The sequence below is a fragment of the Roseovarius halophilus (ex Wu et al. 2025) genome (assembly GCF_047086965.1).
This window is the reverse complement of the sequence record NZ_JBKOTX010000171.1, coordinates 1-11,478: the sequence shown is the minus strand read 5'-3', so window position 1 is coordinate 11,478 and position 11,478 is coordinate 1. Positions and strand designations below refer to the sequence as shown.

Genomic DNA, 11,478 nt, shown 5'->3' with positions numbered 1-11,478 from the left:
CTCGACCTCCCACCAGTCCTCCTCTGTTTCGGGGTGCGCGGATCGGCCGGGCCGGCCGTGGCCCGGCCATGTCTCAGGCGCTCGGCAGCGCATGGGCTGCGTCCAGCATGTCGCCGGACCGGGGCGGCCACCCTGCCGCTGTAGGTCCGGGGGCGTCGGCCGCCGCGGCCAGCGCCGCCGCCTTGATACCTGAGGAAAGGAGACCAAAATGCGCCGCCTTTTGCTGACAACCGCATTGAGCGCCACGCCGTTTCTGGCACAGGCCGAGGACGCGGCGCTGATTCTCGGGGTCGAACGCTACGAGCGGCTTGACCGTGTCTCTCGGGCCGACAACCTGCTGGACTCGCAGGAGGGGCTGCGCAGCCTGGGCTTTGCGGTGCAGGCGCGCGCCAATCCGCGCGGCGATGTTGCCCATGACGTGGCCGCCGCCTTTGCCGAGGACGCAGAGACCGCGGAACGGCTTGTCGGGGCATTTCGTGACCGACGGGCGGCGCAACTGGCTGCTGACCGCTGAGGCGCAGGACCCAAGGCTGTTCGGGATGCGCGCCTACGCGCTCTCGGTGGACAGCCTGTTGCAGGTTCTTGCGGCCCGGCCCGGGCAGGCCATTCTATTGCTCGCGCCCGGCGATGCGCGCGACCCCGATCTGTCCGGGCCGGTGCTGCGCCCCGGACTGGGCGCGCTTGAGATACCGCAGGGGCTCACGGTGCTGCGTGGCGACCCTTCGGATGTGGCCGATTTCATGGAAAACGATCTGGTCGAACCCTCGGCCGATCTCTCGGTGGCGCTCGAAGATCGCTCCGACCTTGTGGTAGCCGGGTTCCTGATGCCCGGCTGGTCGCCGATGCCCGCTGCGATCGAAGCCTTCCCCGAAGACCCCGAGACCCCCGACGAGGATCGCCTGATCGCCGAGGCCGCCGCCTGGGACGCGGCAGAGGCCGATGACGACGTGGACGGCTACCGCGCCTATATCCGCGCCTTTCCCGATGGCCGCTTCGTGGACCTCGCCGAAGAGCGGATCAGCGCCATCCTGGACGAGCCCAACCGTGATGCGCGCCTGGCCGAAGAGGCGCTGTCGCTGTCGGCCGGCGAGCGCCGCACGGTGCAGCGCAACCTCAATGTCCTCGACTATAACACGCGCGGCATCGACGGCATCTTCGGCCCCGGGACCCGACAGGCCGTCACCAACTGGCAGCAATCCAACGGCTATCCGCAGACCAGCTATCTGACCCGTGGCCAGATCAACCGTCTGGACGCGCAGGCCGAACGGCGCCGCGCGGAGATCGCCGCGCAGGAGGAACGCGAACGGGCCGAGGCCGAGCGGCTGGATCGTGAATACTGGGCCGAGACCGGCGCGCTGGGCGACGAGGCGGGCTATCGCGCCTATCTGAGCCGCTATCCCGAGGGGCTTTTCGCCGATGTGGCCGAGCGCCGCCTGGCGGCCATCGACTCCGAGCGCGAGGACGCCGCGGACCTTGCCGATCGCTCGGCCTGGGGCTTCGCGGATGCCGATGACACGGTCGCCGCCTACGAGGATTATCTGGCGGCCTGGCCCGACGGGGTCTTCGCCGAGGAGGCCCGCGCCCGTATCGCGCGGATGCAGGGGCCGGACGTCTCGGACGACGAGATTGCCACGGCCCGCGCGCAGGAAGAGCGTCTGCAACTGAGCGGGGTGCGCGCGCAGCTTTTGGAGTTGCGCCTGCGCGACCTGGGCCTGTCGCCGGGGCCGCTCGACGGCGTCATAGATGACGAGACCCGTGGGGCCTTGCGGCGCTACCAGGAGGGGCAGGGCCTTCCGCCCACGGGCTATGTCGACCAGGCGACGCTGGTGCGCCTCATGGCCGGGGCCACGGGGCGCTGAGGGGCCATTCGTCGGACTTCGTCGGACGCTGGAGGGCGGGTGTGCCAATACAAAAGGCCACGCCCCTTCGGACGCGGCCTTTCATGTCTGTCCTCGGTCGGGGTCAGCCCTGGCGGGCCTTGAACCGACGCTGGGTCTTGTTGATGACGTAGACCCGGCCCTTGCGGCGCACGACGCGGCAATCGCGATGACGCTGCTTGAGCGAGCGGAGGGAATTGCGAACCTTCATGGCGCTGATCCTTCTGTCGCGGCGCGGCGATGCGCCTTGGGTTGCATTTTGCGCCTTTTCGGGCACGATATTCCATGGTGGGCGATACTAGGTTCGAACTAGTGACCCCTTCGATGTCAACGAAGTGCTCTACCACTGAGCTAATCGCCCTTGCCGTCGGCCATTCGCATGTCCTGTAACAAAACAGGACGCGGGCGAACCGCGTCGGGTAGCACGGGCTATATAAAGAGTCGCAACGGGGATCAAGGGCTTTTGGCAAATCCCCGAAACGGGCTAGACTACCCGGCAAGGAGTAGTCATGACCGCACCAGCCTTCACCCTGTCACAGCCGCGCCGCCGCACCACCGCGACGGTCTTTGCCTCGCCCCACAGCGGGCGCGCCTATCCCGAGTCTTTCATGACGGCGACGATTCTGACCGAGGCGCAGATTCGGTCCTCCGAGGATGCCTTTGTAGACGATCTCTTCGCGGGGGCGGTGGACCACGGGGCGCCGCTGCTGGCCGCATGGGCGCCGCGGGCCTTTCTTGATCTCAACCGCGGGGCCGACGAGCTGGACCCGGCGGTGATCAGCGGGCTGGGGCGGGGGGCGCACAACCCGCGCATCGCCTCGGGGCTCGGGGTGATCCCGCGCGTCGTCTCGAACGGGCGGCCGATCTATCGTGGCAAGATCAGCCTGTCGGAGGCGCATGGCCGCATCCGCGATCACTGGCGCCCCTACCACGACCGGCTGCAGGCGCTCATGGACGACGCCGTCACGACCTTTGGCGAGGCGATCCTGATCGACTGCCACTCCATGCCGCACGAGGCGCTGGAAAGCATCGGCCCGCTGGGCGGCGCCCGGCCAGACGTCGTGCTGGGTGACCGGTTCGGTGCCTCGGCCGCGCCCGAGGTCGTGGACCGCATCGAGGCCGCCTTTGCCGAGGCGGGCTTCAAGGTGGCCCGCAACATGCCCTTTGCGGGGGCCTATATCTGTCAGCACTACGGCCGTCCCGCGCGCCAGCGCCACGCCGTGCAGGTCGAGATCAACCGGGCGCTCTACTTGGACGAGGCGACGATCCGGGCCAGCGCCGATTATGCCGCGCTCAAGTCGATCCTGGACGGGGTGATCGCGGCGCTGTCCGATATCGGGCGGCCCTCTGAGAGGCCGGTCGCGGCCGAGTAGCCGGTCATCGTGCCCCGCGGCCTTTGCACGCGGGCGGGTCGGAAGGGATTTGGCGGGCGCGTCACGCCCCGTCGTCGAAGCCGTAGCCGAAACGCGCGATGTCCTCGGCGCAAAGCTGGGCCACGCGGGCCGCGTCGTCGTCGGTGTAATACCCGCGCCAGTCCGGCGCCCGGTCCGAGGGGTTGCTGTGCGGCAAGGCCAGGTCGAAGCCCAGATGGGCCCGCAACGGGGCCGAATCGTCGGCCCAATACTCCAGCCTTAAGTAGAGATCGCAGTGCTCCCGCCCCGCGCCATCCGTCATGTAGCGGCGGTAGGGTGTGGAGCGGATCGCGCGCTCGGTCGTCGCATGATGCAGGAACGCCGAAAAGGGCAGGGCCTGCGCGAGGGCCACCTGCGGGTGGTCGAATGTCTGGTGCCGCAGCCAGTGGTAATAGCTGACCAACCGGTCCCAGGGGTTGCGGACAAGGGTGAAGGTGAAGAGCTCGGCCATCTCCTCGCGGGTGATCAGCCCCTCGGCCTCGGCGAGGGTCGAATGCTTCCACAGCCGCCCGGCGGTCGGGATGCCCCTCAGGCGCTTGCGCCGCCGCCGGGCCTTGGGCGTGTCGCCCACCAGCACGTCATCGGCCATGGCACGGTCCTCCAGCGCCAGCGCCATGGAGGTGCCGCCTGTCTTGGGGATATGCACAAAGATGTAGCGGCGGCCGCGCGACAGGATCATGGTGACAAGGATACGGCGGTTCGCGGCGGCAGGGAACGGATTTTCGCAATGGATCCGACCACGTTAGGGCTAACACCCTTTGCCTTGACGGCGCGGTCGCAGCATAGTCCGCTGAGAGCGAGGATCAGTAGAAGGACAGATCACATGGGATGGCTTTCCGACGAGACCGGGCTGGAAAAATGCGCGGCCAATTACGCGCCGCTTACGCCGCTGTCCTTCCTGCGCCGCGCGGTCTCGATCTGGCCCGAGCGCGAGGCGCTGGTCTATGGCAGCATCCGCCGCAGCTATGCCCAGTATCACGACCGGATCACCCGTCTGGCCTCGGGGCTGGCCAAGTTGGGCGTGGCACCGGGCGACGTTGTCTCCACCATCCTGCCCAACGTGGCTCCGGCGGCGGAAACGCATTTCGCCGTGCCGGCCTGTGGCGCGGTCCTCAATGCGATCAACACCCGGCTCGATGCCGATACGGTTGCCTATATCCTCGACCACGGCGGCGCGCGCGTGGTGATCTGCGATTCGCAGTTCATGCCCACGCTGGCCGCCGCCCTGGAGCGCATGGAAGGCCCGGCCCCCACGATGATCGAGGCGCCCGACGATCAGGCCGGTGTCCATGCCGTTTCGGACGCCATGACCTACGAGGACATGATCGCCACGGGCGATGCCGATTTCGACTGGATCATGCCCGAGGATGAATGGGAGTCGATCGCGCTCAATTACACCTCCGGCACGACGGGGCGGCCCAAGGGCGTGGTCTATCACCATCGCGGCGCCTATCTGAACGCCATGGCGCAGGTGGTGTCCTGGCGGCTGACGCTCTATCCGCGGTACCTGACCATCGTGCCGCTGTTCCATTGCAACGGCTGGTGTCACACTTGGATGATGCCGGTGCTGGGCGGCACCGTGGTCTGCTGCCGCGACGTGACCGCCGCCAGCATCTACGACGCCATCGCCGATGAGGGCGTGACCCATTTCGGCGGCGCACCCATCGTGCTCAACACCCTGATCAACGCCCGCGACGACGAACGCCGCCCCTTCGACCACCTGGTCGAGGTCTTCACCGCCGGGGCCCCGCCCCCCGTTGCCACGCTCAAGGCGATCGAGCCGCTGGGCTTTCACGTCACCCAGGTCTACGGGCTGACCGAGACCTACGGCCCGGCCAACGAGTGCCTCTGGCAAGAGGAATGGGACGACCTGCCCGAGGACGAACGCTACGAGATCAAGGGCCGCACCGGCGTCGGCATGCCGGTGATCGAGCACACCACCGTCATGGACCCCGACAGCATGGACCAGGTCCCCATGGACGGCGCGACCCTGGGCGAGATCATGTTCCGCGGCAACGGGGTGATGAAGGGCTACTTCAAGAACCCCACGGCCACGCAAGAGGCCTTCAAGGGGGGCTATTTCCACTCGGGCGACATCGCCTACCAGCATCCCGACGGCTACATGAAGATCGCCGACCGGTCCAAGGACATCATCATTTCGGGCGGTGAGAACATCAGCTCGGTCGAGGTCGAGGGTGCGCTTATGCATCATCCCGACGTTCTGCTTTGTGCCGTGGTCGCCATGCCGGACGACAAATGGGGCGAGGTTCCCTGCGCCTTCGTCGAGATGAAGGATGGCCATGCCTGCACCGAGGAAGACCTGATCGCCTTTTCCCGCGACCGGCTGGCCGGGTTCAAGCGGCCCAAGAAGGTGGTCTTCCGGGACTTGCCCAAGACCTCGACCGGCAAGATCCAGAAGTTCGAGCTGCGCAATCACTTCAAGTAGCATCGCGGCGCGATCTGCCCTATCCTGCCGCCAATCAAGGTGGCAGGGCAGGCCCCGCAGATGACCGCACTCAAGGAATTCGCACGGCTGGAGAGCGAAGGCCTCTGGCGCGCCGATCCGCAGGATCAGCGGCGCGAAGTGATCCTGACGTTCGGCGATGCCACCCTCGTGATCACCGACAGCGCCGGGCGGGCGCTGGCGCATTGGTCGCTGCCGGCCATCGCGCGGATCAATCCCGGCGAACGTCCGGCACTGTTCAGCCCCGACCCCGAGGGCAACGAGACGCTCGAGATCGCCGACGCCGTAATGATCGACGCCATCGAGAAGGTGCGCAAGACCATCCTGCGGGCCCGGCCCCGTCCCGGGCGGTTGCGCAACCTCGGGCTTGCGGCCGTGGCGCTGGCGCTGGTGGCCCTGGCGGTCTTCTGGCTGCCCGGCGCGCTGGTGCGGCAGGCGCAATCGGTGGTCCCGTCGGTCAAGCGGGCCGAGATCGGTGCCGGGCTTCTGGGCCATATCGAGCGGCTGACCGGGCCAAGCTGCCGCACGCCGCTGGGCACCGACGCCTTGGCGCGGTTGCATGAACGGGTGCTGGGCCCCGAGGCGGGCGGGCAGATCGTCATCGTGCCGGATGGTCCGGACCGGGCGCTCTACCTGCCCGGCGGTCTGATCGTCATGACCCGCGACCTGGTCGAGGACACCGAAGACCCGGCGGCGGTGGCCGGCCACGTTCTGGCCGCGCTGGGCCGGGGCCAGGCCGAGGACCCGCTGGTCGCCGTGCTGGAGCATGCCGGGCTGGGCGCCACGGTGAAGTTGCTGACCACCGGCGATCTGCCGTCCGAGGCGCTGCGCGGCTATGCCGAGGCCCTGCTGACGCGTCGGCCCGCCGCTTTGGACACCGACCGGCTGATCGCGTTCTTCGATGCCGCGCAGGTGCCCAGCACGCCCTACGCCTATGCTCGCGACATCACCGGCGAAAGTACGCTGGCCCTGATCGAGGCAGACCCGATGGCGGGCCGCGAGGCCCCGCTGCTGCTGTCGGATGGCGACTGGATCAGCATCCAGGGCATCTGCACCTGACAGGCTGGCCGGTGTGTGCGCGATGGCGGTTGACAGCCCCGCCCGGCGCGCGTATGCGCCCCGCTTATTGGTGTTGGTGGACCCCGCAAGGGGAAACCTGTCGTCCCGGATAGACCGGGAAGGAGGACAACGCCCTTCGCAACCTGAACGAAGGAGATCAGCCGTGACCAAACGCACGACTGCCAAGTACAAGATCGACCGCCGCATGGGCGAGAACATCTGGGGCCGCCCCAAGTCGCCCGTGAACCGCCGCGAATACGGCCCCGGCCAGCACGGCCAGCGCCGCAAGGGCAAGGTGTCCGACTTCGGTCTGCAGCTGCGCGCCAAGCAGAAGCTCAAGGGTTACTACGGCGACCTGACCGAAAAGCAGTTCCGCCGCATCTTCGCCGAGGCCGAGCGCCTGCGCGGCGACACCGGTGAAATCCTCATCGGCCTGCTGGAGCGCCGCCTCGACGCCATGGTCTACCGCGCCAAGTTCGTCGCGACCATCTTCGCCGCGCGCCAGTTCGTGAACCACGGCCATGTCCGCGTGAACGGCAAGAAGGTCAACATCCCCTCCTATCGCGTCAAGGAAGGCGATGTCGTCGAGGTCCGCGACAAGTCCAAGCAACTGGCCGTCGTGCTTGAGGCCACGCAACTGCCCGAACGCGACGTGCCCGATTACATCGACGTTGACCATTCCAAGCTGACCGCGACCTTCACGCGCACCCCCGGCCTGTCGGATGTACCCTATCCGGTCATCATGGAACCGAACCTCGTCATCGAATTCTACGCGCAGAACTGATCGACACCTTGTTTCGTGCCGGGGCCGCGTCGGGATACCGCCGCGGCCCTTTGCATTTGCGGGTGGTCGTCCCCCCGCAGCGGCGCTAAAACCACTCACAAGGAGACCCGGATGACCAAGATCGCGCCCCAGCCCGGCATTATGGAAATCGCGCCTTACGTCGGGGGCCAATCGGCCATCGCCGGGCGGACTGACGTGCTCAAGCTGTCGTCGAACGAGAATCCGCTCGGCCCGCCGCCCGCCGCCGTCGCGGCCATCGCGCAGGCTGCGCAAACGGCGCATCTCTACCCGCCGACAGACCACGCTGACCTGCGCGCGGCCATTGCCGAGGTGCATGGCTTCGAGGCCGACCGCGTGATCTGCGGCGTTGGCTCGGACGAGGTGCTGCAATTCGTCTGCCAGGCCTTCACCGGGCCAGGCGACGAGATCATCCATACCGCGCACGGGTTTTCCATGTATCCGATCCTGGCGCACATGGCGGGGGCCACGCCGGTCAAGGTGCCGGAACGGGACCGCGTGGTCGATATCGACGCCATCCTCGCCGCCGTAACTGACCGGACCCGCGTCGTCATGCTGACCAATCCCGGCAATCCCACGGGCACGATCCTGCCGGTCGAGGAGTTGACCCGGCTCGCCGACGGGCTGCCCGGGCATGTCATCCTCGTGCTTGACTGTGCCTACATCGAATATGCCGAGGGGCATGACGGGGGCGCGGCGCTTGTGCGCGGCCGCGACAACGTCATCATGACCCGCACCTTTTCCAAGCTCTACGGGCTGGGCGGGCTGCGCATCGGCTTCGGCTACGGGCCAAAGTCCCTGATCGAGGTGCTGACGCGCATCCGCCAGCCCTTCAACCTGTCCGGTGTGCAATTGGCCGCGGCCGAAGCGGCCCTGCGTGATCCAGACTGGGCCGCGCGTTGCGTGGTCCTGAACAGCGAACAACGCGCGCGCCTGACCGGGGCCCTGCGCCAGTTGGGGATCGCCTGCGACGACAGCCACACGAACTTCGTGCTGGCGCGCTTTGCCGACGCGGCCGAGGCGGGCAGGGCGCATCAGGCGCTGCTTGATGCCGGCATCATCGTCCGCCGCGTTCCCGGCTACGGCTTTCCCGAAGGTCTGCGCATGACCGTTGGCGATACCGCACAGACCGGCCACCTGATCGCGGCCCTGCAAGACTGGCGAAAGGGCGCGTAATGGCGCAGGAATACGACAAGGTTGCGCTGATCGGGCTGGGGCTGATCGCCTCGTCCATGTTCTGGGGGATTCGGCGCGCCGGGCTGGCGGGCGAGGTTACCGGATACGCGCGCTCGCCGGAAACCCGTGCCACGGCGCGCGAGATCGGCCTGTGTGACCGCGTCTGCGACAGCGCCGCCGAGGCGGTGCAGGATGCCGATCTCGTGGTGCTTTGCGTGCCGGTCGGCGCCATGGGGGCGGTGATGCAAGAGATCGGACCCGTGCTAAAGCCCGGGGCCACGGTCAGCGACGTTGGCTCGGTCAAGCGCGCGGTGATCGAGGCGGTCGCGCCGCATCTGCCCGATGGCGTGCAGTTCGTCCCCGCCCACCCGCTGGCGGGCACGGAACAGTCCGGCCCCCGGTCGGGCTTTGCCGAGCTTTTCGACAACCGCTGGTGCATTCTTGTCCCCGACGGGGCCACCCCCGAGGCCACCGCGCGGCTGCACCGCTTTTGGCAGGGGCTGGGGTCGAGCACCGACGAGATGGACGCGGATCATCACGATCTGGTGCTGGCCGTCACCTCGCACACGCCGCACCTGATCGCCTATACCATGGTTGGCGTGGCAGACGACCTGCGCCGCGTCACCGACAGAGAGGTCATCAAGTATTCCGCCGCCGGGTTCCGGGATTTCACCCGCATCGCCGCCAGCGACCCGACCATGTGGCGCGATGTCTTCTTGACGAACAAGGACGCGACGCTGGAAATCCTGGGCCGCTTCACCGAGGAACTCTTCGCCCTGCAACGGGCGATCCGGCAGGGCGACGGCGAGATGCTGCACGACTATTTTACCCGCACCCGGACCATCCGCCGCGGCATCATCGAGGCCGGTCAGGATACCGAGGCGCCCGACTTCGGCCGCGCGCCCCTGCGCAAGGGCTAGCGTTCGGTCAGTTTCAGCTCGATCCGGCGGTTTTGGGCACGGGCAGCGTCGCTGTCGCCCTCGGCGATGGGCTGATACTGGCCAAAGCCGTTCGCGGCCAGACGGTCGGGCGGGATGCCGAGGAAATCCGTCATGTAGCGCACGACGGACAGAGCGCGGGCCTGGCTGAGTTCCCAGTTGTCGGCGTATTCGCCGTCGCCCGACAGCGGGACGTTGTCGGTATGTCCGTCCACCCGGATAATCCAGTCGATCCCCTGCGGGATTTCGGCGGCGATGTCGCGCAGCAGCCCGGCCACCTCGGCGATCTCGCGCTCGCCATCGGGTGACAGGTCTGCCTCGCCCGGCTCGAAGAGCACCTCCGAGGAAAACACGAAACGGTCGCCTTCGATGCGCACGCCCGCGCGGCCCTCGATTGCCTGCCGGACCTGGCCGAAGAAGTCCGAGCGGAATTTCTCCAGCTCCTCGGCCTCGGCAGCCAACCGTTCGGCCTCGGCCTCTTCGAGGGCGCGGGCACGGCGTTCGGCGGCCAGGGCGCGGATGACGGCGCTGTTGAGGTCCTGGGTCAGGGATTCGATCTGCAGCTGCGAGTCCGCCTCGGCGTCCTCGGCGACCTCGAGCAGATTCTGCAAGCGGCCCAGTTCATTGCGCAGGGTGGCCACCTGCTCGTTCAACGCGGTGATCCGGCGCTGACTTTCCGCCGACAGGGCCTCTTCCTCGGCCAGTTCGCGGTTGGCCTGGGCCAGAAGCGCGGCCTCGCGGCGGGCTTGGGTGGCGGCGGTTTCTTCGGCCTCGGCCTGGGCGGCCAGAGCCTGGGTCAGGCGCTCTTCCAGGCTGGCGCGGTCCGCGGCGGCCTCCTGGGCCGCGGCGTCGGCCTCCTGCGCGGCCAGCAGGGCCTCGGCCAGGCGGGCTTGCAGGTCTTGCCGGTCGGTTTCCGCCTGTTGCCTTGCCAGCACGGCGGCGGCGAGCTGTTCCTCGATTTGGGCAAGTTCGGTGTCCTGTTGCGCCAGGGCCTCGTCGAGGGCACTGCGCGCGGCGTCCAGCTCGGTCTCGGTCTGGTCCTGTGCGGCCAGCGCCGCCGTCAGCCGGGCGGCGATTTCCTCGCGGGCCGCTTGGGATTGGGCCAGTTGGCTTTCCGCTTCGGACAGTTGCGCCCGGGTCTCGGACAGGTCTCTTTGGGTCTGGGCAAGCTGCCCCTGCGACTGCGACAGGTCCTCTTCTGTCTCGGACAGTTGCGCCCGGGTCTGCGCCAGGCTCCCTTCGGTTTGTTCCAGTTGCGACAGGGCAGCGGCCAGGCGCTCGTCGATGGCCGCGGTGTTGCCTTGGGCTTCGGCCAGGGCGTCCTCGGCCTGCTGCTTGGCCAGCAAGGCATTGGCGAGATTCTGGTCCAACTCGTCGCGGGCGGCCTCGGCGGCGGCAAGCAGGGTCAGGGTTTCCTCGGCCTCTCGGCGCTGTTCCTCCAGCGCCAGGGTCATGGCCGTCAGTTCCGCATCCGCGTTCTCCAACCGTTCGCGCAGGGCCTCGGCGGCGGCAGCCTCGGCCAGGCGGGCCTGTTCAAGCTCGGATATGCGCGCCTCGGCGTTTTCGGTTTCGGATTCAAGCCGGGCGATGCGATCGTCGGCGGCGGTATTGGCGTTCTCAAGATCGGCGATCAGCGACTCCAGCGCGGCGCGCCGGGCCGCGGCCATGGCGCAAGCGTGGGAGGAACTTGGCCCGGTCGTGCGGCCGCCACGAGACCGCCAGCCGCAGACGGTGAACGTGGACCCGCCCG

Annotated in this window: 11 protein-coding genes and 1 tRNA gene; 8 read left to right on the top strand and 4 right to left on the bottom strand. The window is 68.0% G+C overall.

Translation table 11 applies throughout. The annotated features are described in order from the left end of the window. Nucleotides 1-208 precede the first annotated feature (208 nt). Both ACH107_RS24885 and ACH107_RS24880 read left to right on the top strand, forming a co-directional pair. Nucleotides 209-514, top strand: a complete 306-nt coding sequence (locus ACH107_RS24885; RefSeq protein ID WP_412508244.1) for a hypothetical protein — start codon at nucleotides 209-211, stop codon at nucleotides 512-514. Next, nucleotides 477-1,859, top strand: coding sequence for a peptidoglycan-binding protein (locus ACH107_RS24880; RefSeq protein WP_412508242.1), 1,383 nt, complete (start codon nucleotides 477-479; stop codon nucleotides 1,857-1,859). The genes ACH107_RS24885 and ACH107_RS24880 overlap by 38 nt, the downstream gene beginning before the upstream one ends. Nucleotides 1,860-1,962: 103 nt before the next feature. On the opposite strand, the gene ykgO is transcribed toward ACH107_RS24880, so the two are convergent. Together ykgO and ACH107_RS24870 are read right to left on the bottom strand one after the other, a co-directional pair. Beyond that, nucleotides 1,963-2,088 carry a type B 50S ribosomal protein L36 gene (ykgO, locus tag ACH107_RS24875; RefSeq protein ID WP_010141322.1) on the bottom strand — a complete coding sequence of 42 codons (126 nt, stop codon included), beginning with the start codon at nucleotides 2,086-2,088 and terminating at the stop codon, nucleotides 1,963-1,965. A 75-nt stretch (nucleotides 2,089-2,163) separates the two neighbouring features. Beyond that, a tRNA-Val gene (locus tag ACH107_RS24870) sits at nucleotides 2,164-2,238 on the bottom strand. Between the two features lie 148 nt (nucleotides 2,239-2,386). On the opposite strand from ACH107_RS24870, the gene ACH107_RS24865 reads away from it, so the two are divergent. Beyond that, on the top strand, nucleotides 2,387-3,250 hold the full coding sequence (locus ACH107_RS24865; RefSeq protein WP_412508240.1) for an N-formylglutamate amidohydrolase: 864 nt from the start codon (nucleotides 2,387-2,389) through the stop codon (nucleotides 3,248-3,250). Between the two features lie 61 nt (nucleotides 3,251-3,311). On the opposite strand, the gene ACH107_RS24860 is transcribed toward ACH107_RS24865, so the two are convergent. Beyond that, nucleotides 3,312-3,968 (bottom strand): sulfotransferase family 2 domain-containing protein, encoded by a 657-nt coding sequence (locus ACH107_RS24860; RefSeq protein ID WP_412508238.1) that lies wholly within the window; start codon nucleotides 3,966-3,968, stop codon nucleotides 3,312-3,314. A gap of 144 nt (nucleotides 3,969-4,112) precedes the next feature. Between ACH107_RS24860 and ACH107_RS24855 the strand changes: the two genes are divergently transcribed. From ACH107_RS24855 to ACH107_RS24835, 5 genes are all read left to right on the top strand, one after another. Continuing rightward, nucleotides 4,113-5,735, top strand: a complete 1,623-nt coding sequence (locus ACH107_RS24855; RefSeq protein ID WP_412508236.1) for an AMP-binding protein — start codon at nucleotides 4,113-4,115, stop codon at nucleotides 5,733-5,735. 60 nt (nucleotides 5,736-5,795) lie between these two features. Beyond that, nucleotides 5,796-6,812, top strand: a complete 1,017-nt coding sequence (locus ACH107_RS24850) for a hypothetical protein (RefSeq protein ID WP_412508235.1) — start codon at nucleotides 5,796-5,798, stop codon at nucleotides 6,810-6,812. Between the two features lie 163 nt (nucleotides 6,813-6,975). Further along, nucleotides 6,976-7,596, top strand: coding sequence for a 30S ribosomal protein S4 (gene rpsD / locus ACH107_RS24845; RefSeq protein WP_310690666.1), 621 nt, complete (start codon nucleotides 6,976-6,978; stop codon nucleotides 7,594-7,596). A 111-nt stretch (nucleotides 7,597-7,707) separates the two neighbouring features. Next, nucleotides 7,708-8,790 carry a histidinol-phosphate transaminase gene (gene hisC, locus ACH107_RS24840; RefSeq protein WP_412508233.1) on the top strand — a complete coding sequence of 361 codons (1,083 nt, stop codon included), beginning with the start codon at nucleotides 7,708-7,710 and terminating at the stop codon, nucleotides 8,788-8,790. After that, nucleotides 8,790-9,710, top strand: a complete 921-nt coding sequence (locus tag ACH107_RS24835) for a prephenate/arogenate dehydrogenase family protein (protein ID WP_412508231.1) — start codon at nucleotides 8,790-8,792, stop codon at nucleotides 9,708-9,710. The genes hisC and ACH107_RS24835 overlap by 1 nt, the downstream gene beginning before the upstream one ends. Here ACH107_RS24835 and ACH107_RS24830 read toward each other — a convergent pair. After that, on the bottom strand, nucleotides 9,707-11,478 hold a 1,772-nt coding region (locus ACH107_RS24830), incomplete at its 5' end, for a peptidoglycan -binding protein (protein WP_412508230.1). The two genes, ACH107_RS24835 and ACH107_RS24830, sit on opposite strands and share 4 nt — an antisense overlap.

What these genes read in the sequence shown, in the direction of transcription:
- ACH107_RS24885 (WP_412508244.1), top strand. Translation starts at nt 209, where the DNA reads ATGCGCCGCCTTTTGCTGACAACCGCATTGAGCGCCACGCCGTTTCTG.
- ykgO (WP_010141322.1), bottom strand. Translation starts at nt 2,088, where the DNA reads ATGAAGGTTCGCAATTCCCTCCGCTCGCTCAAGCAGCGTCATCGCGAT.
- ACH107_RS24865 (WP_412508240.1), top strand. Translation starts at nt 2,387, where the DNA reads ATGACCGCACCAGCCTTCACCCTGTCACAGCCGCGCCGCCGCACCACC.
- ACH107_RS24860 (WP_412508238.1), bottom strand. Translation starts at nt 3,968, where the DNA reads ATGATCCTGTCGCGCGGCCGCCGCTACATCTTTGTGCATATCCCCAAG.
- ACH107_RS24855 (WP_412508236.1), top strand. Translation starts at nt 4,113, where the DNA reads ATGGGATGGCTTTCCGACGAGACCGGGCTGGAAAAATGCGCGGCCAAT.
- ACH107_RS24850 (WP_412508235.1), top strand. Translation starts at nt 5,796, where the DNA reads ATGACCGCACTCAAGGAATTCGCACGGCTGGAGAGCGAAGGCCTCTGG.
- hisC (WP_412508233.1), top strand. Translation starts at nt 7,708, where the DNA reads ATGACCAAGATCGCGCCCCAGCCCGGCATTATGGAAATCGCGCCTTAC.
- ACH107_RS24835 (WP_412508231.1), top strand. Translation starts at nt 8,790, where the DNA reads ATGGCGCAGGAATACGACAAGGTTGCGCTGATCGGGCTGGGGCTGATC.